We start from the raw sequence: 21,166 nt of genomic DNA, 5'->3' as shown, positions 1-21,166 counted from the left end.
AGCCGGTTCGCAGGTCAGGTTGGGACTAGAGCCCGCCCATCAGGTCTTTCACCTTCTTGGCCGCATCGTCCGCTGCCTGGTCGACGGTCATCGCGCCGGTCAGCGCATTCTGCAGCATGTCCGGGACGATGATGTTCATGATCTCGGGGGATTCCGGCAGCGCCGGGAAGGGGATGCCATAGGGCAGCATCGAAGTCGTGACATCGAGGAACTTGATATGGTCCAGACGTTCCTTCATCCATTTGGTCTTGAAGCCGTTAAGATTGCCCGGGTTCGAGCCGGCATAGGCCATCTTCAGCGACCATTCGGGGCTCGCCCACATGCAGATCATCGCCTTCGCGGCCGGCTCGTCCACCTTGCCACCCTCTACATACTCGGGCTTCAGGATGTGAATATTCGAGCCGCCGAACACGACGGCGCGCTTGCCGTCAGGACCGGTCGGGATCAGGCCGTAGCGCATATTGTCGATGACGGTCTGCGCCTTGTCCTTGTCGGTCCCGGTCGCCTTGGCCTGCAGGTCGAGCATGACGTTGTAGTCGGACGGGTGGGAAACCATCATGCCCAACTGGCCGGCGACGAACAGAGGCTGGTTGTCGGCCTGCTGGTTGGTAAGTGCCGAAACCGGAACCGACTTGTCGCGGACATACATGTCGTATGAGGCTTGCAGCGCCGCCTTGCTCTGCGGGCTGTCGAGTTCCACCTCCTTGTAAGTCGGGTTCGCGGTGGCTTCGTCGAAGACGCCGCCGCCATAGGCCCACAGCTGTGGCATGAAGCGATAGGGCGTATTGCCGGCATTCTTGCGAGCCACGAGGCCGTAACCGGCAATGCCGAGCTTGTCGTGGATCTGCTTGGAATATTTGACGACGTCGTCCCAGGTTGCGGGAGCCTTGTCCGGATCGAGACCCGCACGCTTGAAGATGTCGGCATTCCAGATGAACGCCATCGTCTCGTTGTTCGTTGGAACGCCGTATGTGACCCCATCCCAGGTCACGGCCTTCATGGCGCCGGGCCAGAAATCCTCGGTCGAATAGCCCACATCCTCCGGCTTGAGCGGCTGCAGATAGCCTTTCGAGGCGAATTCGGTACCGCCCAGGATTTGCAGGCGCACCGCCATCGGCGCGGCATTGCCCAGGAGCGCGGTGCGGAACTTGTCGAGAAGGTCGTTATAGGTGAGGGCCTGTTCCTCGAGCTTGATGTTTGGATAGGTCTTGCGGAAAGTCTCGAAGAAATCCTTGTAGTACTGGCGCAGCAGGTCGGGATCGCCCTCGAACACGCCCTGATACCAGAAAGTCAGTCGCCCCTTGTAATCCAGCGGCGTGACCTTGGCGCAATCGCCGGCCGTGTCGAAATCCTGTGTTCCCGCGATGGAGCGCACATATTCGGGCGACCATTTGCTGAGGTCGACCGGTGGCGCACCCAACGCCGATGTGGACATAAGTGATGCCGTCAAAATACCGACGACAGTGCCGCGCAGGACCGCACTGCCGAGCATGATCCTCGTCATAGGTATCCTCCCTGGTTCTCCGCCCTGCGATCGCGAGGATGGTTATTGCAGTACGGTGTATCCTCTCGACCACTTGGTACGTTTTCAGAACATGGATTGCCTGTCAACGCACCAGATCGTACATTGTTTATGGGAACCGTGCGTGATATCGGACAGACTGTGTATTAATTTGGGGAGCCGGCCCTTGGCCGAAACAGACGATTTCAAAGCAAAGCCACCCCCGGGGATCGACGCCACCGGAGCCTCCAGCGAGGGTGCCTCGCTTTACGAACTGATCAGGGAAGACATCATCGAGGGACGGCTCGCCGCCAACGAACGGCTTGTTGTGACCGATCTCGCCCGCCGCCACGGCACGTCGACCAATCCCGTGCGCGAGGCCCTGCAACTGTTGCGGGGCGAGGGGTTCGTCATCTTTTCTCCTAACCGCGGGGCGCGTGTAAGGCCCATCGATCAGGATTTCGTCCGCGATATCTACGAGATCGGAGTTCTGATCGAGCCAGCCCTGACGCGATGGTTTGTAGGTATGGCCACCGGCGAGGACATCGCCGAACTCGAACGCATCCAAGGCCTGATTGAAGAGAACAATTTCGCCGACACGTTCAGGCACAGTGAACTGGATACCGCATTTCACACGGTGATGTACCAGCGGCACTATAACCGCCATGCCGCCGAGCTCTGGTGGAAGCATCGCGAAGTGCTGCGAGCGGTGAGCCGGCGTTTCAATTTCACGCTCGCGCGGCGTGCCGCGATCATTCGTGAGCATCGCGAGCTCATTGCGCTCATCAAGGCCGGGGAGGCCGACAAGGCGGCCGAACTCATCTCCCGCCACGTCGAGGGTTCCGGCCGGCATGTTCTCGAACAGATGCGTGCACGCAACGCCGCTCGGGCCGGATAGGACGAGGGGTCAGGTCTGGAACAGCGTGGTTGACCACTAGTGAAAAGGCAGGTGAAATGAAAATCACGAGCGTTCGGCCGTGGCTGATCAAGTCTGGTGCTTCCTATTGGGGGGAATTCCTGTTCGTCGAGGTAACGACAGACGAGGGAGTGAGCGGCTGGGGAGAGATCACCACCACCACGAAGCTCGCCAACCGCGCCCTCTGCACGATCCTTCGACAGATCGGAGCCGCCGTGACAGGCGAAGATCCGGCGCGTATCGAATGCCTCTGGCACAAGATCTTCCGCGGCTTCACCTATATGGGTAGCCGTGGCGCCGCGGTCGAATGCGTGAGCGCGATCGACATAGCCCTCTGGGACATCAGGGGCAAAGTCCTCGGCAAGCCGATCTACGAGCTGTTGGGCGGGCCGGTTCGCGATGAGATCGCGCTCTACACCCACCCCAACCAGGCCAAATTCACCAGCAAGGACGCTGTGGTGCGCGAAATCCTGGACATCGTCGAGTCCGGACATACTGCTCTCAAGTTCGACCCCTTCCCCCACCAGGGTCGCGATGCCGACGGTGTGTCGCGCGAACAGCGGGACGGCTATCTCGACGGCGGCATGACCCGCAAGGACGAGCGCGAGGCTGCCGAACTCACGGCTCTGATCCGCGAAACGGCAGGCCCCGACATCGACATCCTCATCGATGCGCACGGCCGCTTCGATGTTCCGACCGCCATTCGCCTCTGTCGCAGCCTCGAGGAGGCCGGCCAGATCGACTGGTTCGAGGAGCCATGCCCGCCCGAGAGCCTTAACGCCCTCAAGCAGGTTCGCGAGAAGGTCAGTGCCGCTATCTCTTGGGGCGAGCGTGGCCACACAAAGTGGGATTTCGTGCCGGTTCTCGAGAACAAGCTCGCCGACTACATCATGCCTGACGTCACCTGGACCGGCGGAATTACCGAACTCAAGAAGATTTCCGCTCTGTGCGAAGCCTACTACATCCCAGTCTCGCCCCACGACGCCGCGGGACCGATCAACGTGGTTGCGGGAGCGCAGGTGATGATGACCGTTCCGAACTTCTACAAGCTCGAAACGTCGGAGTGGAATTTGGGCAAGTACGATCATCTTATCGACAAGCCGCTCGATGTTTCGAACGGTAGCCTCAAGCTCTCGTTGAGGCCGGGTCTCGGCATCGAGATGAACCGCGATTACCTGCAAGCCCATGAGATCGAACTGGGCTAGCAACGCAATCGGCAGCATGCGGGCGACGACCCGCAAATCAGAACGGGGATAAGTCATGCCAAAGACCGATGGAGCCGACGAGGCCCTCAACCGGGTCAACACCGACTCGAAGCCGTCCGAGCTTCGCATCACCGACATGCGGGTGGCCGAGATCGTCGGTGCGCCGTTCACCTCGGCGCTGCTCAAGATCTATACCAACCAAGGCATCGTCGGGCTTGGCGAGGTGCGCGACGGCGCCAGCGCCACCTACGCGCTGATGCTGAAGAGCCGGCTGCTTGGCGAGAACCCCTGCGACATCGATCGCCTGTTTCGCCGCATCAAGCAATTCGGCGGGCACGGTCGGCAGGGCGGCGGCGTCTCGGCGGTCGAGATCGCGCTCTGGGATCTCGCCGGCAAGGCCTATGGCGTTCCCATCTACCAGATGCTCGGCGGCAAGTTCCGCGATCAGGTGCGCGTCTATTGCGATACCGATGCCGAGAAACCGAGCGGCACCGAAACCGGAAAGCGCCTCAAGCAGCGCATGGACCGTGGTTTCACCTTCCTCAAGATGGACCTGGGCTTGATGCAGATCGCCCATGTCCCGGGCGCCGTATCCGCGCCCGCCGGCGCGCTCGAAGAGTTTCATGCCAATCCGCGCGGCCGTGGCGGCACGCTTGAGGAGCGCAAGGCCCGCAATCTCGCCTACGACGCGCAGAACGTGCAGCACCCGTTCACCGGCTTGCATTTCACCGAGAAGGGGATCGACCTGCTCGAGCAGTACATCCACGAGGTTCGCGAGGTGATTGGATACGAGATCCCGCTCGCCATCGACCATGTCGGCCATATCTCGCTGCAGGACGGCATACGCCTGTCGCGTCGCATCGAGAAATACGTACCGGCCTGGCTGGAGGATGTGATCCCCTGGCAACACACCGAGCAGTACCGACAATTGCAGGGGGCCACCACGGTGCCGATGTGCACCGGCGAAGACATCTACCTCAAGGAACGCTTCGAGCCGTTGCTCAAGAGCGGCGGCCTCTCCGTTATCCACCCGGACCTGCTCACCAGTGGGGGTATTCTCGAGACCAAGAAGATCGGCGACATGGCGCAGGATCACGGTGTCGCCATGGCCATCCATATGGCCGAAAGCCCGATCGCCGCGATGGCCGCCGCGCATGTCGCGACCGCTACCGAAAACTTCATGGCCCTCGAATACCACTCCGCCGATGTCGAGTGGTGGGACGATATCGTCACCGGCCTGCCCAAGCCGCTCGTCAAGGACGGCTTCATCACCGTGCCCGACAAGCCGGGGTTGGGCATAGACGATGTGGTCGACGAGGTGATCAGCCAGCACCTGCAGCCCGGTGTCACCGGGATATGGCAATCCACCGAGCATTGGGACAATGAATATAGCTGGGACCGGACCTGGAGTTAGCCCAGACTCCTGCCCTCACTCTCCTTGGCTCACAGGGCCGACGACTGACCATTCGTGTCGACCTCTCCCAAGGGAGAGGCGAAGAAAGAAACGGACGAAACCATGATCTACGAACTGCGCATCTATGACTGCCTGCCGGGCAGGCTGCCGGCTTTGCTCAAGCGCTTTTCCGAGCAGACGCTGGCCATCTGGGAGAGGCATGGCATCCGCCAGGCCGGGTTTTTCACCACGGCAATCGGCGACAACAGCAACCGCCTCACCTATTTCCTAGCCTGGGAATCACTGGCCGAGCGTGAGGCGAAATGGACGGCTTTCGTCACCGATCCGGCATGGCATAGGGCCCGGGACGAGTCCGAGCGCGACGGGCAGATCGTTGCCAATATCAGCAGCCAGCTGCTCACGCCGACAGCTTTCTCGTCCGTGAGATAGGACCGCGCGATGAAGATCACCGACCTTCGCTGTGCCGTTATCGGCAAGCACCCCATCGTTCGCGTCGTGACCGACGAGGGCCTCTATGGACTGGGAGAAGTCGAGTTCACCAAGACCTACCTCAAGCCCTTTGTGCTGCATTTCCGCGAGGCGCTGATCGGCGAGGATCCGACCGATGTCGAGCGGGTCATGTTGAAGATCCGCCAACGCGGTTCTTTCAAGCCCTACGGCGCGGCGGTCAGCGCTATCGAACATGCGCTTTGGGACATTGCCGGCAAGGCCGCGGGCGTGCCGGCCTATAAGCTGCTCGGCGGCAAGGTGCGCGACAAGGTACGCGTCTATAACGGCTCGATCCGCCAGAAGCGCACAGGCGACCGGCCGGAGGACTATGCCGCAGACGTCAAATGGATGATGGAGCAGCCGCAGAACTTCTTCATGGTTAAGCAAGGAATCTCGTTCCATTCCAACATGAAGGACACCATCGAGGACTTCCATTACGGCGTGACGCAGAAGAAGGCCGGCTATCACGGCGCCATGGATCAGGGCGTGATCAGCGAACGCGGTTTCAACCACATGCTCGACTGCGTGATCGCGATGAAGGAAGTGCTGGGCGACAAGGTCAGCCTGGCACTCGACTGCGGCCCGGGCTGGATGCTGCCCGATGCGATCAAGTTTGCCCGCGCGGTCGAGAGGTACAATTTGATGTGGCTGGAGGACATGCTGACCGGCGACTATGTGCCGTGGGTCAATCCGCAGGCCTACCGGGAACTGACCACCTCCACCTCGACGCCGATCCATACCGGCGAGCAGATTTACCTCAGGCACAATTTCAAGGAGCTGATCGAGACACAGGCGGTGCGCGTCATCGGCCCCGATCCTGCCGACATCGGCGGCATTGCCGAGCTCAAATGGGTCGCCGAGCACGCCTATATGCACTCGATTCTGATGGCGCCGCATGGCACGGCGAATGGCCTGCTGGGCCTCGGCGCGCTGATCAACGTCTGCGCCACCTTGCCCGCCAATTACGTGGCGTTCGAATACCCCAGTGCCTCGGACCCCTGGTGGAACGACATCGTCATCGGCCTGCCCAAGCAGATCGTGAGGGACAGCATGGTGGATCTGCTGGAAGCACCGGGGCTAGGCCTCGATATCGACGCCGAAAGCGCCAGGAAGTATTTGCTGGCGGAGGATGCCGGATTCTTCGATTGACCGGCGACGGTGGCCCTCGATCTCACCGACCGAGGGCCCGCTTCAAAGACACGTGGATGCACATCCCATCACAACAGAAGCCGGCGCATTGTTGACGCGCGCCGACCTTGTTTAATTATGGCGAATCTCGGTCCCGAGCACCTTCAGGCATTCGCGGATGAAGGCAGCGAGGGCTGTCCATCCCTTGGCCGACACCATGGTTCCGTCGACATACGCCTCGGTCGGCGACAGGTCGATGTAGGTGCCGCCGGCCAGCGTCACTTCCGGTTCGCAAGCGGCGAGCGCGCCGACCTTCTTGCCGCGCACGACACCGTCCACGGCAATCAGAATCTGGACCCCATGGCAGATCGTGAAGATCGGCTTCTGGGTATCGTGGAAGTGGCGCACCATGGCTTGCACCCGTTTGTCGGTGCGGATGTATTCCGGGCCGCGGCCGCCGGCGCAATATACGGCGTGGTATTGATCGAGCTGCTTTTCCGCCTCGGCAAACGTCTTGTTGATCACCTGAAAATGGCCGAGCTTTTCGGTGTAGGTCTGGTCGCCCTCGAAGTCGTGCAGGGAGGTCTTGATGAGGTCTCCTGCCTTCTTGTCCGGGCAGACCACGTGGACCGTGTGACCGACGGCTTCCATTGCTTGCTGGTAGACGAAGATCTCGTACTCCTCGGTGAACTCGCCGGTGAGCATCAATATTTTCTTGCCTGACATGATCATGTCCTCTGTCGTGTGAAAGGGGCGGGGCGAGTCATGCTGCGCCCCGCATTGATTGCGTTCTTCAGAACGGAGAGTCGGGGAAGAAGTATTCCTTGGCGTTGTCCTTGGTGATCAGCGGCGCGTCCAGCTTGACGGCGCCGCGAACCGGGGCCTGGCCAACCAAATTGGCCATGGTCATGTAGATGGCCGTCTTGATCATGGACGGCGGGTAGGGAGTCTCGACGGGGGTCATGGTGTCGCCGTCGATGACCTTCTTGACGATGTCCTTCATGCCGTTGCCGCCAAGCGCCAGCTTGATATCGGTGCGGCCCGACTGCTTGACCGCCTCGAGCACCCCCAGCAGCATGTCGTCATCGTTCGCCCACACCGCGTCGATGTGCGGATATTTGGCGAGGTAGTCCTGCATCAGCTTGAAGGCTTCGTCGCTGTTCCAATGAGCGTACTGGATGTCGAGAACCTTGAGGCCGGTCCCGGCGATGGCGTCCTGGAAGCCCTTGATGCGCTCGTCGTCGATCACGGTCGGGATGCCGCGCAGGACAACCAGGTCGCCCTTGCCGCCCAGCTTGTCGATCATGTATTTCGCGGTGTTGCGCCCGACGGCGATGTTGTCGCCGGCGACGTAGAGGCCCTGGATGGTCGGGTCGGTCAGGCCGCGGTCGACGACGGTGATGAAGGTGCCCTTCTCCTTGATGGCCTTGACCGGTTCGGTCAATTCTTCCGAGGAGTAAGGCAGGATCACGAGCGCACTGATCTTGCGTGAGGCGGAGAGGTCCTCGATCGCCGACACCTGATCGGCCGCTGACGGCGACGTCTTTACGATGACCTCGACACCGGGGAAAGCCGCGTTGATTTCCTTGGCCGCCGTCTGCGCGTGATAGACGACGCCGGCGGTCCAGCCGTGGTCGGCGGCCGGTATCGAAACGGCGATGACTTTCTTGTCCTCGGCCATGGCATGGCCCGTCAGCAGCAGCGAGCCGAGCGCGGCCGCAGCCATCCATTTTTTACTGAACATTTTCTTCTCCCAGATTGGACCTGCAAAGACGCACCCGTGTGGTCCGGACACGGGGCTATTTCGAATTCGAGAACCTCTGAATGAGCATCGCGATGATGATGATGACGCCCTGAACCGCGGCGACCAGGTACTCGGAGACGAAGTCCGACAGCACCATGAGATTGGCGATCAGCTCCAGAATGACGGCGCCGGCGACGGTTCCCCAGACATGACCTTTGCCGCCACGCAGCGCCGTGCCGCCGATCACCACGGCGGTGATCACCTGCAGTTCCCAGAGCTGCCCGGTGGTCGGCGTTGCGGCACCCAGTCGCGGTACGTAGCAGATCGCGGCGATGGCCACGCAGACGCCTTGGACGATGTAAGCGATGGTGCGCGTCTTGATGACGGAGATGCCGGAATAGCGCGCGACGTCCTCGTTTGCGCCGACCGCCGCACATTTGCGCCCATACTTCATCTTGTAGAGGACGAACGATGCGACCGCGGCGACGGCGACGGATATCAGGATCGGGATCGGGACACCGCCGACGGTGCCGAAATAGACCGGCCGATACGCTTCGCGCAGCGACCGGTCTATCGGTATCGTGCCGCCGTCGGTCAGATAGGTGATCAACGCGCGGAAAATGCCCATTGTGCCGAGCGTCGCAATGAACGGTTCGATCCGGCCTATGGTGACGATCAGGCCGTTGGCGAGGCCACACATAAGACCGACCAGGGTCGCCACGAGCATTCCAGCCGGTATCGCCCACAGGCCGGCGTGCGGCGCCACCGCGTTCATGAACATGATGGTGATGCCGGTGACGAAGGCGGCCATCGAGCCGACGGAAAGATCGAGCCCTCCCGACGAGATAACGAACGTCGCGCCGACAGCGATGATGGCGATGAAGGCGCTGCGGGTGATGACGTTGGCAAGGTTGGTCGCGGAGAGGAAGTCTGGATTGATGAGGAAGCCGACCACCAGCAGGGAGGCCAATGCCAGGAAGGGACCCACGTCGGTCCAGGTGATGTTCAAATCACCGACGCGATGTGTGGATGGGGATCCGGTCATGACAGCCATTCTGTTCCTCCCTCGGCCTTCGGCCTCGGTTTCGGGCCGCTTGTCGCCAGCAGCGCCACATTGCTTTCGGTCATCTCGGCGCCTTGGACCTCGCCCGTCAGGCGGCCTTCCCGCATGACGAGGATGCGGTCGCAGATGCCGATCAGCTCCTGCATTTCCGACGAGATGACGATGCAGGCTTTGCCGCTGCCGACGATGGCGTGGATGAAGGCGTAGATCTGAGCCTTGTTGGCGATGTCGATGCCACGGGTCGGTTCATCGATGATGACCACAGAGGGGTTGGTGAGCAGCACCTTGGCGAGCAGCAGCTTCTGCTGATTGCCGCCGGAAAGCTGTCCCGCCTTCACGCCAGGGCTCTTGAGCCGGATATCGTAGCTCCGGACGGCCTCTGTCAGCGCGGCCGACTCGCGGCGTCTGCTGAGAGCCAGTGCGGGATGGAACCGTTCAAGTGCGGAAAGCGTGAGGTTGGGCGCCAGCCGTTCCTCGAGGAGCAGGCCCTTGCTCTTTCGGTCCTCTGTCAGGTAGCCGATGCCTGCGTCGATCGCTTCGCGTTGCGAGCGGATCCGGACGGGCCGTCCCTCGAGTTCGATCACGGCGTGGGCCGGACGCAGGCCCACCAGCCCTTCGAACAATTCCGTGCGGCCCGCGCCGATCATGCCGGCAAAGCCAAGAATTTCGCCCCTGTGAACGGTGAAAGAGACGTCTTCGGCGTAGCCCGGGACGGTGGCGCTTTTCACGCTCAGCATCGGCTCATCGGACGGTGCACTCTTCTGCGGGTAGAGCGTTGCAAGCTCGCGGCCGACCATCAGGCGTGCCATGTCCATCTGCGTCAGGGCCGTGCCCGGATAGGTGCCGATCATCCTGCCGTCGCGCAGCACGGTCACCTTGTCGGCAAGCTGCCGCACCTCATCCAGCCGATGGCTGATATAGAGGACGGCCGTGCCGTGGGCCTTTAGCTGCCGGACGATTTCGAGGAGCCGATCCACTTCCTCGCCGGTCAGCACGGCGGTCGGCTCGTCGAAGATCACGACCTTGTAGTCGTCGAGCAGCGCGCGGGCGATCTGGACCAACTGGCGGTCGGCCAGCGAGATGTCGCGCACCAGCGCGGTCGGCGAGACCGAGCAGCCGATCCGTGCCAGCTTTTCGGCTGCCAGGCGCCGCATGGTGCGGTCGTCCATCACATGGCGGCGCGAAAGCTCGCGGCCGAGAAATAGATTGTCCGTCACCGTAAGCGCTTCGGCGAGCAGGATCTCCTGGTGGACGAGGGCGATACCGGCTTTCTGGGCCTGGTCGGGCTTGGCGAACGTCACCGGCCGACCGGCCATGGACAAGGTGCCGCGGGTTGGCTCGGCATAGCCGGACAGCAGCCGCATCAAAGTGGATTTTCCGGCACCGTTCTCGCCGATGATGGCGTGGATTTCGCCCGGCAGGATGTCGAGCGTGACGTCGGAGAGCACGGTCACCGGCCCATATTGCTTCGAGAGACCCTGAGAGCGCAGCACCGGCTCCACGGCCCCAGGCGCATTGCCGCCGGGCAGCGCACTTCCTCCCTCTCCGGCAATATTGGCGGTAACGGACATTCGTTCAGGCCTCAATCGAAGGCCGGCAGCAGGCGATCGCGCGAGTGCTCGATGTGGGCGCGCATTGCTTTCGCGGCGGCATCCGGATCGGCAGAGCCGAACGCGGCGAGGATCGCCTCATGCTCGTCCAGCGCCTCCTCGGTCACGCGGGAATGGTACATCAGGCGGAAAATGTGGAAGTGGGTGTGTTGAAAACCCAGCGTCTCGCGGATGAGCTCGTTTTCGGCGTATTCCATGATCTTGTCGTGGAAGATCGCGTCCTGCCTGGCGAAGTTCGAATAGCGCAGGCGCTCGTCCTTGCCCTCGCGGCGCGACATCACGCCTGCGGCCTCCAGCAGCGTGCCGAGTTTGGCCTCGTCCATCGTGGCAGCGGCTTTCGCCGCGCCGTGCGGTTCGAGCAGGAGACGCATTTCGTACAATTCGTCGAAACGACGCCGCGTGATCTGCGGCGCGGCGCGATATCCGATCAGGTGCGTCTTCAGAACCAGTCCTTCGCCTTCGAGACGCCCCAGCGCCTCGCGGATCGGCGTATGGGAAACGTCGAACTCCTTGACCAGATTGTCGACGGTGATGCGCGAACCGGGCGCGATCTTCAGCGACATCAGCTGGGCGAAGATGGCCTCGTAGACGTCCTCGGCCAGGCTGCCGGCCCGCTGAATGCGGCCCGCTCCCGTGGGCGCTTCACCATTATTGCTCAAACTGACAGATTGCATTTTTCGCCTCTCGACTGGGGAGACTGCTAACACGAGGGTTTGACCGATGCAATACTATATCCTATACGATTTTATCGGCGCCGCTCAATTGAGGATTTTCGGTGCGGATTTTTGCAATGCGTTTCTCCGAAACTCCCCAAGGATGCAGCCTGTCATGAGCCTTCTCACAGCCCTCCGGCTCCCACGCGAAATTCTATTCGGAAAGGGACAACGTCATGCGCTGCCAGCCGTGGCCGGCCGCCATGGCCGCCGCGCCCTGGTCTGCACCGACGAGCGTTTCGCCGGCACCGGCGTGTTCGCCGAAATGATGGAATCCCTGCGGTCGGCATCGATCGACGTGCTGGTTCACGACGGTGTCCTCCCGGACGTGCCGCGCGATTCGGTGGCGGTCTGCGTCGAGGAAGCGAGGGGCTTCCGGCCAGATATGGTGATCGGCATCGGCGGCGGCAGCTGTCTCGATTTCGCCAAATGTGCCGCCTTGCTGATCAGCCATGGCGGCGAGCTGCGGGACTACTACGGCGAGTTCAAGGTCCCGGGGTCGATGCTGCCGCTGATCGCCGTGCCGACCACGGCTGGCACAGGATCGGAGGTGACGCCCGTTGCAGTGATATCGGATCCGGACCGGACGCTCAAAGTCGGCATATCGAGCCCCTATCTCATTGCTGCCGTTGCCGTCTGCGACCCCGAACTGACAATGACTTGTCCGCCGGGCCTGACCGCGGTTGCCGGTGCCGACGCGCTCACGCATGCGATCGAGGCCTTTACGGCCATGCGCCGGGACGGGGACTTCAGCCTGCCGCAGCGCCACGTGTTCATCGGCAAGACGCCGCTGACCGACCATTTCGCGCTGCTGGCCGTCAAACTTCTCGGCCGCAGCCTGGAGAAGGCGTGCATTGACGGCGGCGACGCCGAGGCGCGCTCCGACGTGATGATGGGAGCGCTGGCTGCGGGTTGCGCGTTCGGCACCGCCGGCACGGCGGCAGCGCACGCGGTGCAATACCCGGCCGGCGCGCTCACACATACGCCGCATGGGCTGGGAGTGGCGACAATGATGCCTTACGTCATGAGCTACAACAGCCGCGTGGCCGCGGCTGAGATCGCCGAGATAGGGATTGCTCTTGGCCTGGAGCCGAACGGTCGTGGCGTCGACGAAATGGCAGGCTCGACCATCGAGGAGATCAGGCGCTTGTTTGCGGCGATCGGCATCACCCCGACGCTGGCCGGTCTGGGGCTCCCGGCCGACAAGCTCGACTGGACCGCCGAGCAGGCGCTCGGCATCGATCGCCTGATCAAGAACAACCCGCGCCCATTCGACCTCGCCGCCATGCGCCGCCTTGTCCAGGCGGCCTATGACGGCGATCTCACCGCCTGCGCCATGTGAACGTCAGGAACAAGACGATGAACCTTCCCTACAATGCCTTCCCTCTCGATCAGGATCCGTACGACGTTCGGGGCTTTCCGCACCGGCTCTACATTGGCGGACAATGGCTGCCGTCGTCCGACGGCGGGCTCATCGAGGTCACCGATCCATCCTCCGGCGCGGTGATCGCGGCGGTCCCCGATGCGACCCTGGAGGATGCCGCCGCCGCGGTCGAGACTGCGGCCAAGGCGGCCAAGGGGTGGCGCGAGACAGCGCCGCGCAAGCGCTCGGAGATTCTCAGGCGCTGTTTCGAGCTGATGGTCGAGCGGTCGGAGACGCTTGCCATGCTGATCTCGCTGGAGAACGGCAAGGCCCTGCGCGACGCGCGCGGCGAGGTCGCCTATGCAGCCGAATTCTTCCGCTGGAACGCCGAGGAAGCGGTTCGTATCACCGGCGAGTTCGGCACCGCCCCGTCCGGCGCCAACCGCATCGTCGTCGATTACCAGCCGATCGGCATCTGCGTCCTCATCACGCCGTGGAATTTCCCCGCCGCGATGGCGACGCGCAAGATCGCACCGGCACTCGCGGCAGGCTGCACGGTCATTCTGAAACCGGCCAGCGAGACGCCGCTGACCGCCTATGCGCTGGCCGCGCTCTACAGCGACGCCGGCGTACCGGACGGTGTCGTGAACGTGCTGACGACGTCGACACCCGGCCCCCTGACGTCGGCCATGCTGGCCGATCCGCGCGTCAGGAAGCTCTCCTTCACCGGTTCGACCGGGATCGGCCGGGCCTTGCTCGCCGAGGCCGCCAAACATGTGATTTCCTGTTCCATGGAGCTTGGCGGCAATGCGCCCTTCATCGTTTTCGACGATGCCGATCTCGATGCGGCCCTCGACGGCGCCATGATCGCCAAAATGCGCAATGCCGGCGAAGCCTGTACGGCGGCCAACCGCATCTACGTCCAGTCGGGTATCCACGATGCGTTCGCCGACGGCCTTGCGCAGCGCATGGCTGCGCTCAAGATCGGCGCCGGCACCAAGGCGGACACCGAATGTGGACCCATGATCACCAAGAAGGCGGTCGACAAGATCGACCGGCTGGTCAAGGACGCGGTCAGCCGGGGGGCCAAGGTACTGTGCGGCGGCTCGGTGCCTGAAGGGGATGGTTTTTTCTATCCGCCGACGGTCCTGTCCGAAGTCTCGCCGGACGCCGATATGGCGCATGAGGAGATCTTCGGCCCGGTAGCGCCCATCACCCGCTTCGAGAGCGAGGCGCAGGCCATTCTCCACGCCAACAACACCGAATACGGCCTCGCCGCCTATCTCTACACCCGCAATGTGGCGCGCGCCATGCGGGTGGCCGCCGAGATCGAGGCCGGCATGATCGGCCTCAACCGCGGCCTGATGTCGGATCCCGCCGCGCCTTTCGGCGGAGTCAAGCAGAGCGGCCTCGGGCGGGAAGGGGGCCAGCATCACGGCATCGCCGAGTTCATGGAGGCCAAATACATCGCTGTAACCTTCTGAGCGGACACCATGTCGAAGGACCCTTTTCGCACCCGCGACCACGTTGCCGATTTCGATGACATCGTGGCCGACATCGTCGCCCGCAGCACCGCGACGCGGGCTTCGCTGCCGATGCTGGCGGACATCGCCTATGGCCCGCACGAGGCCGAACGCCTCGACCTGTTCTTTCCGGAGGGACCGCGCAGGAACCTCCCGGTGCACATCTTCATCCATGGCGGTTATTGGCGCATGTTCGCCAAGAGCGACTATTCCTACATCGCCGAAACGGTGACGAGCGCCGGGGCAATCGCGGTCGTGATCGACTATGCGCTGATGCCCGCCGTCAGGATGGCGGCAATCGTCGACCAGGTCCGGCGCGCGAGGCAATGGGTGCTGGATAATATCGCCAGCCATGGTGGCGATGCCGGTCGCCTAAGTGTCAGTGGTCATTCCGCCGGGGCGCATCTGGCGACCTTTTTGTTCGACGAGGGATCGGCACATCCGCCCTCGGCGGCACTCCTGCTCGGCGGGCTCTACGATTTGAAGCCCCTCCAGAAATCCTTCCTGGAACCCTTGATAGGCCTGACCGACACGGAAGTCGGGGCGTATTCGCCGATGGGCAAATCCCACTCGGCGCGGACAAAGGTCACGCTGCTGGTCGGCGAGCGGGAAACGGAACCGTTTCACCTGCAGGCCAGATTGTTTGCCGATCGCCTGACGGAGCAGCGCCTGACGGCTTCGAGCGGCATCGTCGAGGGGCGCAATCACATGGACAGCGTCCGGGATTTGGGTGTCAGGCATACAAAAGCGGGCACTTGGCTGTACGACATGATCCGAGCCGCTTGATCGATCCTGTCTCAGCCGAAACCTTCCCCCGTTAAGCCTTGCGCAACTCATGGCGCGTAATCTGCCTGCCAGATTGCGAGGCACCATGAAGCGCCAACCACTATTGCTTTTCGCCTTTCCTGCCTGTGTCCTGCTGATCCTGGCGGCGGAGCGAATGGCCACGCTCCTGCTCGGAACTTACCCCGCAAGCCCCGATATGTGGAAGATCTGGCTCGCCCTGCATCCCTCGTCGGGCATGGTCTGGCAGCAGGTCGACGTCTATCTGGGAGGGTCGATGGTCCTGGATTTCGCTCTGCTGGGCGCGGCCCTGGTGGTCTGCTGGATGGCAAGCCGGGCCAGAAGGTCGGCCGCATTCTTTCTTGCCAACCACGGCATCTTGGTCCTCGCGGCGTCGATGATTTTCATCGGTGGCCGTTCGCAGACCGCCAGCACCATTGCGGCGTTCACGGCGCCGAGTGGCTTTCGGTTCTCGCTGGTGATGGACTTCACCTGGCTGAACTGCCTGCTGGCGGTCATCGGGGTCACCGCCTGCGCCTATTGCCACCTTGCCTATGTCCGTGAACTCGGCATGCGCGTTGAATCGCGGCGCGTCCGGATCATGGCGCTGCAGCGGGATTTCTAGACTGGCGCAGCGCTACGCGGCCACGCCCAAGGCCCGACCTAGTTTATCTTGTGATAGGTGACCTTGCCTTCCGGCGATACGCTCCGCTGGTAGTTGGAGCTCGGCGCGGGAGGCGCTGCCGGTGCCGACCGCCTTCGCGTTACCCGCGGCATATCCCCGATGGCAGGCTCCGCGTCGGCGGCGCTGGCGACCGCCGCCATGTCTTCGGCGGGCGAGGGGAGTTCGACGACGCGCGGCTCGTCGCCACCGTGATTTCCCGACATCGCCGGTGGCTGCCGGGCGATGTTGGCGTTGACTTCGCCGAAGCTCGCCCGCAGCCGGTCGTCCAGCGCCTCGAACCGGCTTTGAAATCCATTGTTGACGGTGTCGAGCCGCGCGCTCATGCGCTGCTCGAACTGGCCGAGGTCCTCCAGTCGCGCCTCGATCGCGCGCAGATCGTTGATGCCGCGGTAGAGATAGACGGCCGCGGTGGCGTTCAGCAGGGCAAACAGCGCCAGGCCGACAGAGACGGCAATGGCGAGCCTGGACCGGCTCTTCTCCCTGTCGAGCAACAGCGGTTCGACCGCTATCACAAGGTCGTCGGGATTGCTGATCGTCGTCATTGGACCACCACCTTGGTGCCGACAGGCACGCGCCTGAAAAGATCGATGACATCGGTATTGGTCAGGCGAAAACAGCCCGACGTGCCGTCGAAACCCACGCCCGAAGGGTCATTGGTGCCATGGATGCGATAGAGCGTGTCGCGGCCATCCCGAAGCAGATAGAGCGCCCTTGCGCCGAGCGGATTGTACGGTCCCGAGGGCACCATGTCAGGCAATTCCGGCTGGCGGGCGCGCATTTCCCTGGGCGGTCGCCACGCGGGCCACTCGGTCTTGGCTCCCACCTGGACCGTACCCGTCCAGCCAAATCCATCGCGTCCGACACTGATCCGGTAGCGCAGGGCCTCGCCCTTGCCGGTCACCAGATAGAGTGCTTTTTCCTGCTTGCGGATGATGATGGTCCCGGTCTTCTCCTGGGTGGAAAACGCCACCATCTTGCGCAGGCTGGGACCCATGGCCGGCAGAGGCGGGCGGCTGTCCGCCAACGCGGTCTGCCCGGCCGCGGGCGCCAGCGCCAGGCCAAGCAGGCAGGCGGCTGTCAGCCGCAAGCGATGGTCGCTAGCGGGCCGCATCGTCGAGCCGCTCGCGGAACATCTTCTTCAGGTCCTTGTTGAAGCGCGCCCGCCCATCCACTTCGGACGGCAGCATGGCGCGGTTCAGCGCGTCGGCCAGCAGGGCGTTGTCGAGGCCGACCGACTTGATGTGCGGCGCCTTGAAGATCTTCTCCAGCTCGCTGCGCGAGAAGTGGTTGCCGAACCATTTGCGCTTGTGCTTGTTGGCGACCAGTGTGATTGAGACGGCATTGCCGCGCAGCTCGCGGATCTTCTTATAGAGCCGTTTGCCTTGCCGCAGCGAAGCGACATTGAGCTCGAAGACAATGAAGATCTCGTCGCTCGTCGACAGCACGGAATTGTGCCAGGGCGTTTCGATGTTCGGCAGGTCGATGACGATGTCGTCGAAACGGTAGGCGACGAGATCGAGCAGCCGGAAGACGAAATCGGCGCCCTGCGGCTCGAACGGCAGTTGCGGCCGCTCGAAGGCATAGAGCGTCAGGCCGGAAGGCCGCGACAGCTTGATGACGTCCATCAGTTCGACGTCGAGCCGTTCCGGCTGGCCGATGATGCCGGCAAGGTCGAACTGGTTGAACAGGTTGAGATAGGCGCCGCAATTGGCGCTCTGGAAGTCGAGGTCGACCAGGCAGGTCGAGGCCGCGCGCTCGGTCGATTTCGAGGCCAGGAATTCGGCCGCCGACAGCGCCAGCGTCGTGGCGCCGGCACCGCCGCTGGCGCCGATGAAGGTGATGATCCGGCTCTTGGCACCCTGGTTGCCGCTGTCGTGGAAGGTGACGGCGTTGAGCAGTTCCTTGCCGTCGAGCGGCTTGTGCAGCCAGTCGGAGGCATTCATGCGCACCAGGACGCGTGTCTGCTCCGACGTCAGCTCGTCGGAAATCGCGATCAGCGGCACACCAGCCCACAGCGCGCGCGCCTCGACGATGCCTGGATTGCCTAGCAAGTCGCCATTGCCGAGATCGAGGATGACGATGCCCGGGCGCGTGTCCGCCGGCGGCCCCTTGAGGAAGTCGCCCGTCTCGGCAACCCGCACATCATAGATCGCCAGCGCATCGAGCCGCGTCGCCACATCGCGCTTGAAATTCGGATCCGAGGAAAACAGAGCCACCTGCTTGCGCTTGGTCGGGGTAACTTTGGTGCTGATGGCGTTCATGGCGTCCACGTGCTTTTCATGTCTTCGCCCGTGACCGTGCTCAGCATGGAGGGCATGGTGATGTTGCCGAACCCGAGCAATCCGCCCAGGAAGAAGAACTGGAAGGGATGATTGGTGATGCTGACGGTGATGGTAGGCACCGGACCGTTGGGGCGCGTCCAGTAACCGAGGCCGGACGCCTGATATTGGATCTGGACCTCGGATTTCTTCAAATTAGGCAGAAATTTCTGCATACCGGAGCGGCCGCCGCTGCCGTTGTAGATATCATCAAACGAGCCTTGGACCGCATTCGCGGCCTGGCACGTACCTGCTCCGACACTGCAGCAAGCGACGCCTGCCGTGCTTGCCGTGCAGACATAATTATACGTGCCGGCCGGCACCGCATTGCCGACATCCAGAGAGTTGCTGGGAGTCCTTCCTTCAGAAGGCAGCCCGCTGGCGACCGGCGTGGAAATCCGTGCCAGCCTCGCACCCATCTGTACCGCCTTGTTGGCGGCGTTCCACTGGTAGAAGGCGTAGCCGAAGTCGACGAAACCGAGCAGAAGGGTCAGCAGCAATGGCATGACAATGGCCATCTCGACCATGGTAGCGCCAGACCGGTCCGAGCCAAATTTTTTGCTCGCCGTCACCATCCGAAGACGCGCTCCTGATGCGACGCCGTTATGTTGAGGCTTCCAAACCCGAGATAGCCCCAGAGGCCGATGCCGCTATAGGGTAAGGATGTGCTGACCTGTACGACGTCCACAATGCCGGTACTGCTGAGATAGAGCTGGTTTCCACTGCCGTCGACTGCTTGGTTGTGAGCCACGGTGACCGTGATTTGAGGCGTGGTCCATCCTGTGACCCTTGGGCTGCCGTCAGTCACGGCGCCGTTGACGGCAAGATTTGTGCCCAGCGTAACGCACGTGCTCCAATTGCTGTCGTTGCAGCGCGCCATATAGCGCGCGCCGTCTTCCACACCCGCTTCGAGCAGCAGGCGAGTGTTCAGTATGTTGGAGAATTCGAACACGCCCGCCGACAGCAGCAGCACGAACGGAGCCACAAGCGCCACCTCGACCAGGGCAGCGCCTTGTTCGTCTTTGTGGAACCCCCGAAGGAATTGTCTGAGTGCGATGAACATGGCGCTACCGGTACAATTGGGCTTCGTTGCGCTGCAGCTTCTTCAGCGTATTTTGGCCGGCGACAGTGCTGATATCCTCGATCTCGCCATAGATGTTGGCGTCGGGCGGCCCTCCGGCCGGCTCTGTCAAGAACACACTCGCGAATGCCTGCACGGGCAAGGTCTGTCCGCCCCCGTGAACATTGTTGGCGGTGCAATCGACGATCGCTACATACAGTAGCCGCCTGTCAGCGGTTTGCGTTGTGCTGTTGCAGGCCGGCGCGGTCTGTTCGAAAGTGCTCTTAAGATCCGCTTTGTGCTGAATTTCGTAATTGTAGACACAATATCGGCTGGGGCTTGCGCCGCACGCGGCTTTCACACCCGTGCCGTCGTCCTTGGGCCAGTTCGTGTCCCAATAGCCCGGACTTGTTTTCGTGCCCATGAAATTCCAGTTCCCGTCGCCGAGGCTTCCGGCATTTGAACATGTGGTCGCAAAGCAATTATCTCGGGGCACCGCCATGAAATTCTTAGCCTGCCCGGAACTGGGAGTGTTGTAGCTGCAATTGTTCTTGCCTGCGTTTTGAACGTCCATGCCTTTTCTGACATTCGGTGCCGGCGGGTTGATTGACGGGTCGGTCTTGTAGGGGCCGCCGTTGTCGTAAATGTCGAAGCGGGTGTTGATGCCGGCATCGACCGGAGGAATGTTACCCGGTCGGGTCGTCACCCCACTCTGGTCGTAGCAAGCGGGGGGATTTGTAACCGCAAACATTTCGGTAATTGCCGCCGTATTCTTGTCGCCCTCTGGCGAGGACAGGAAACCATAGTTGCCAGGACCGTATTGGGCGCTGCTGCCGCCTGTTTGCTCTTTCAGCCAGATCATCGGCTTCTTGGTTCCTGCTATGGCCGTCTGCAGATTGCTCAGGGACGTGGCGCTATTGGTGAAAGGGTTGCAGATGAACATCGGCGTGAACTGGCACAACGCATTGGTGAAGCCCGCAACGGCCTGCGTCTGCACGTTGAAGCCGTTGCTGCCGCCAAGAAAGCTTGCTGGAAAGATCGCCGCAAAAGCGGTTGGGTTCACCGTCACTTCTGCGAATTTTGCCACTTTCGGGTCGCTGGTACTCCAATCGTGGCCATTGGCGTCGACTCCCGCGGCGCTGAGCGCGATACTGTCGTCAGCGGGTATCCCACTTAGATATTTGACGGTCAGGTCAGCCGGGGCAAGTGCATGATTGCCAGAGGTGGAGAATTTCGTCGTGTTGGCGTAGGTGCCGGCGAAGAGATTGTCCCGTGCCCGATTGGCTCGCGTGATCGCATCGGTGTTGCCATCCAGCTCCGCCGCGAGCGCAAGCGCATAGGCATCGGCGCCCTTCTGCATGTCGTTGTGCAGTCCGTTGGCCCGGCTCATGTCGATCGCCAGTAGCGCGAAGCCGATGAGAACCGGCAACATGATCGCAACGAGGATCATCGCTATGCCGCGTTGATCGTTCCAGAAGGCGCGAATGGTCCCCAACATGACCTTACTCTCTGCTCTCTTGCGCAAGGGCCCCTCGTACGCCCGGCGCCCTCCGCATCCCTTCCGTTCAGTTCATGGCGTCGTCACACCCGACCCGCCGACATTGACCGTGATGGCCGGCGGCGGCGGGGGGGGCGGCGGATATTTGTAGTT

General features: G+C 62.3%; 21 protein-coding genes. 9 read left to right on the top strand and 12 right to left on the bottom strand.

Features of this window, described 5'->3' with window-relative positions:
• Window positions 1–25: 25 nt before the first annotated feature.
• Complete coding sequence (locus FJ943_RS29405) at window positions 26–1,504, bottom strand: sugar ABC transporter substrate-binding protein (protein WP_015319197.1); 1,479 nt, start codon at window positions 1,502–1,504, stop codon at window positions 26–28.
• Between the two features lie 184 nt (window positions 1,505–1,688).
• Between FJ943_RS29405 and FJ943_RS29400 the strand changes: the two genes are divergently transcribed.
• The 5 genes from FJ943_RS29400 (at window position 1,689) to FJ943_RS29380 (ending at window position 6,674) form a co-directional block, all read left to right on the top strand.
• Complete coding sequence (locus tag FJ943_RS29400) at window positions 1,689–2,399, top strand: GntR family transcriptional regulator (RefSeq protein WP_140665610.1); 711 nt, start codon at window positions 1,689–1,691, stop codon at window positions 2,397–2,399.
• A 56-nt stretch (window positions 2,400–2,455) separates the two neighbouring features.
• Window positions 2,456–3,622, top strand: a complete 1,167-nt coding sequence (locus FJ943_RS29395) for a mandelate racemase/muconate lactonizing enzyme family protein (protein ID WP_015319195.1) — start codon at window positions 2,456–2,458, stop codon at window positions 3,620–3,622.
• A gap of 55 nt (window positions 3,623–3,677) precedes the next feature.
• Entirely contained in the window at window positions 3,678–5,036 is a 1,359-nt protein-coding gene (locus FJ943_RS29390) for a mandelate racemase/muconate lactonizing enzyme family protein (protein ID WP_140727213.1), read from the top strand.
• 102 nt (window positions 5,037–5,138) lie between these two features.
• On the top strand, window positions 5,139–5,465 hold the full coding sequence (locus tag FJ943_RS29385; RefSeq protein WP_140727210.1) for an NIPSNAP family protein: 327 nt from the start codon (window positions 5,139–5,141) through the stop codon (window positions 5,463–5,465).
• Between the two features lie 9 nt (window positions 5,466–5,474).
• Window positions 5,475–6,674: a mandelate racemase/muconate lactonizing enzyme family protein gene (locus FJ943_RS29380; RefSeq protein WP_015319192.1), complete on the top strand. Its 1,200-nt coding sequence runs from the start codon at window positions 5,475–5,477 to the stop codon at window positions 6,672–6,674.
• Between the two features lie 111 nt (window positions 6,675–6,785).
• Here FJ943_RS29380 and FJ943_RS29375 read toward each other — a convergent pair whose 3' ends face one another.
• The 5 genes from FJ943_RS29375 to FJ943_RS29355 form a co-directional block, all read right to left on the bottom strand.
• Window positions 6,786–7,379, bottom strand: coding sequence for a DJ-1/PfpI family protein (locus FJ943_RS29375; RefSeq protein WP_015319191.1), 594 nt, complete (start codon window positions 7,377–7,379; stop codon window positions 6,786–6,788).
• A 67-nt stretch (window positions 7,380–7,446) separates the two neighbouring features.
• Window positions 7,447–8,397, bottom strand: coding sequence for a substrate-binding domain-containing protein (locus FJ943_RS29370; protein ID WP_140727208.1), 951 nt, complete (start codon window positions 8,395–8,397; stop codon window positions 7,447–7,449).
• Window positions 8,398–8,452: 55 nt separating this feature from the next.
• Complete coding sequence (locus tag FJ943_RS29365) at window positions 8,453–9,442, bottom strand: ABC transporter permease (RefSeq protein ID WP_181174672.1); 990 nt, start codon at window positions 9,440–9,442, stop codon at window positions 8,453–8,455.
• Complete coding sequence (locus tag FJ943_RS29360) at window positions 9,439–11,031, bottom strand: sugar ABC transporter ATP-binding protein (protein WP_140727202.1); 1,593 nt, start codon at window positions 11,029–11,031, stop codon at window positions 9,439–9,441. Before FJ943_RS29360 ends, FJ943_RS29365 begins: the two co-directional genes overlap by 4 nt.
• Before the next feature lie 11 nt (window positions 11,032–11,042).
• Entirely contained in the window at window positions 11,043–11,744 is a 702-nt protein-coding gene (locus tag FJ943_RS29355) for a GntR family transcriptional regulator (protein ID WP_015319187.1), read from the bottom strand.
• A 154-nt stretch (window positions 11,745–11,898) separates the two neighbouring features.
• Here FJ943_RS29355 and FJ943_RS29350 point away from each other — a divergent pair, with 154 nt between their 5' ends.
• The 4 genes from FJ943_RS29350 to FJ943_RS29335 are packed head-to-tail and all read left to right on the top strand — an operon-like array spanning window position 11,899 to window position 16,077.
• Window positions 11,899–13,125, top strand: a complete 1,227-nt coding sequence (locus FJ943_RS29350; RefSeq protein WP_140727199.1) for an iron-containing alcohol dehydrogenase — start codon at window positions 11,899–11,901, stop codon at window positions 13,123–13,125.
• 17 nt (window positions 13,126–13,142) lie between these two features.
• Window positions 13,143–14,630: an NAD-dependent succinate-semialdehyde dehydrogenase gene (locus FJ943_RS29345; RefSeq protein WP_140727196.1), complete on the top strand. Its 1,488-nt coding sequence runs from the start codon at window positions 13,143–13,145 to the stop codon at window positions 14,628–14,630.
• A gap of 9 nt (window positions 14,631–14,639) precedes the next feature.
• Window positions 14,640–15,455, top strand: coding sequence for an alpha/beta hydrolase (locus tag FJ943_RS29340; protein WP_140727193.1), 816 nt, complete (start codon window positions 14,640–14,642; stop codon window positions 15,453–15,455).
• 49 nt (window positions 15,456–15,504) lie between these two features.
• Window positions 15,505–16,077, top strand: coding sequence for a hypothetical protein (locus FJ943_RS29335; RefSeq protein WP_246671957.1), 573 nt, complete (start codon window positions 15,505–15,507; stop codon window positions 16,075–16,077).
• A gap of 38 nt (window positions 16,078–16,115) precedes the next feature.
• On the opposite strand, the gene FJ943_RS29330 is transcribed toward FJ943_RS29335, so the two are convergent.
• From FJ943_RS29330 to FJ943_RS29305, 6 genes are read right to left on the bottom strand one after another with little or no spacing between them, the layout of a single operon-like run.
• The gene (locus tag FJ943_RS29330; RefSeq protein ID WP_140727191.1) at window positions 16,116–16,679 is read right to left on the bottom strand and encodes a hypothetical protein; all 564 of its coding nucleotides are present in this window, start codon (window positions 16,677–16,679) and stop codon (window positions 16,116–16,118) included.
• Window positions 16,676–17,248 carry a L,D-transpeptidase gene (locus FJ943_RS29325; protein WP_140727188.1) on the bottom strand — a complete coding sequence of 191 codons (573 nt, stop codon included), beginning with the start codon at window positions 17,246–17,248 and terminating at the stop codon, window positions 16,676–16,678. The genes FJ943_RS29330 and FJ943_RS29325 overlap by 4 nt, the downstream gene beginning before the upstream one ends.
• Complete coding sequence (locus tag FJ943_RS29320) at window positions 17,235–18,398, bottom strand: AAA family ATPase (RefSeq protein ID WP_140727186.1); 1,164 nt, start codon at window positions 18,396–18,398, stop codon at window positions 17,235–17,237. Before FJ943_RS29320 ends, FJ943_RS29325 begins: the two co-directional genes overlap by 14 nt.
• A complete protein-coding gene (locus tag FJ943_RS29315) occupies window positions 18,395–19,030 on the bottom strand; it encodes a TadE/TadG family type IV pilus assembly protein (RefSeq protein WP_140727183.1) in 636 nt (211 codons plus the stop codon). Before FJ943_RS29315 ends, FJ943_RS29320 begins: the two co-directional genes overlap by 4 nt.
• Window positions 19,024–19,518, bottom strand: a complete 495-nt coding sequence (locus tag FJ943_RS29310) for a TadE/TadG family type IV pilus assembly protein (RefSeq protein ID WP_140727180.1) — start codon at window positions 19,516–19,518, stop codon at window positions 19,024–19,026. The genes FJ943_RS29315 and FJ943_RS29310 overlap by 7 nt, the downstream gene beginning before the upstream one ends.
• 4 nt (window positions 19,519–19,522) lie before the next feature.
• Complete coding sequence (locus FJ943_RS29305) at window positions 19,523–21,013, bottom strand: pilus assembly protein TadG-related protein (RefSeq protein WP_140727177.1); 1,491 nt, start codon at window positions 21,011–21,013, stop codon at window positions 19,523–19,525.
• Between the last annotated feature and the right edge of the window lie 153 nt (window positions 21,014–21,166).

Source organism: Mesorhizobium sp. B2-3-10 (genome assembly GCF_006442275.1).
Lineage (GTDB): Bacteria > Pseudomonadota > Alphaproteobacteria > Rhizobiales > Rhizobiaceae > Mesorhizobium > Mesorhizobium australicum.
The sequence above is the reverse complement of the archived record's forward strand: the minus strand, read 5'-3'. Positions and strand labels throughout refer to the sequence as shown.

Bases quoted from the DNA above. Each gene is read 5' to 3' on its own strand.
- FJ943_RS29405 (WP_015319197.1), bottom strand. From the start codon at position 1,504: ATGACGAGGATCATGCTCGGCAGTGCGGTCCTGCGCGGCACTGTCGTC.
- FJ943_RS29360 (WP_140727202.1), bottom strand. From the start codon at position 11,031: ATGTCCGTTACCGCCAATATTGCCGGAGAGGGAGGAAGTGCGCTGCCC.
- FJ943_RS29375 (WP_015319191.1), bottom strand. From the start codon at position 7,379: ATGTCAGGCAAGAAAATATTGATGCTCACCGGCGAGTTCACCGAGGAG.
- FJ943_RS29390 (WP_140727213.1), top strand. From the start codon at position 3,678: ATGCCAAAGACCGATGGAGCCGACGAGGCCCTCAACCGGGTCAACACC.
- FJ943_RS29305 (WP_140727177.1), bottom strand. From the start codon at position 21,013: ATGTTGGGGACCATTCGCGCCTTCTGGAACGATCAACGCGGCATAGCG.
- FJ943_RS29315 (WP_140727183.1), bottom strand. From the start codon at position 19,030: ATGGTGACGGCGAGCAAAAAATTTGGCTCGGACCGGTCTGGCGCTACC.
- FJ943_RS29325 (WP_140727188.1), bottom strand. From the start codon at position 17,248: ATGCGGCCCGCTAGCGACCATCGCTTGCGGCTGACAGCCGCCTGCCTG.
- FJ943_RS29330 (WP_140727191.1), bottom strand. From the start codon at position 16,679: ATGACGACGATCAGCAATCCCGACGACCTTGTGATAGCGGTCGAACCG.
- FJ943_RS29310 (WP_140727180.1), bottom strand. From the start codon at position 19,518: ATGTTCATCGCACTCAGACAATTCCTTCGGGGGTTCCACAAAGACGAA.
- FJ943_RS29380 (WP_015319192.1), top strand. From the start codon at position 5,475: ATGAAGATCACCGACCTTCGCTGTGCCGTTATCGGCAAGCACCCCATC.
- FJ943_RS29335 (WP_246671957.1), top strand. From the start codon at position 15,505: ATGGCGCGTAATCTGCCTGCCAGATTGCGAGGCACCATGAAGCGCCAA.
- FJ943_RS29365 (WP_181174672.1), bottom strand. From the start codon at position 9,442: ATGACCGGATCCCCATCCACACATCGCGTCGGTGATTTGAACATCACC.
- FJ943_RS29345 (WP_140727196.1), top strand. From the start codon at position 13,143: ATGAACCTTCCCTACAATGCCTTCCCTCTCGATCAGGATCCGTACGAC.
- FJ943_RS29350 (WP_140727199.1), top strand. From the start codon at position 11,899: ATGAGCCTTCTCACAGCCCTCCGGCTCCCACGCGAAATTCTATTCGGA.
- FJ943_RS29385 (WP_140727210.1), top strand. From the start codon at position 5,139: ATGATCTACGAACTGCGCATCTATGACTGCCTGCCGGGCAGGCTGCCG.
- FJ943_RS29395 (WP_015319195.1), top strand. From the start codon at position 2,456: ATGAAAATCACGAGCGTTCGGCCGTGGCTGATCAAGTCTGGTGCTTCC.
- FJ943_RS29340 (WP_140727193.1), top strand. From the start codon at position 14,640: ATGTCGAAGGACCCTTTTCGCACCCGCGACCACGTTGCCGATTTCGAT.
- FJ943_RS29370 (WP_140727208.1), bottom strand. From the start codon at position 8,397: ATGTTCAGTAAAAAATGGATGGCTGCGGCCGCGCTCGGCTCGCTGCTG.
- FJ943_RS29320 (WP_140727186.1), bottom strand. From the start codon at position 18,398: ATGAACGCCATCAGCACCAAAGTTACCCCGACCAAGCGCAAGCAGGTG.
- FJ943_RS29355 (WP_015319187.1), bottom strand. From the start codon at position 11,744: ATGCAATCTGTCAGTTTGAGCAATAATGGTGAAGCGCCCACGGGAGCG.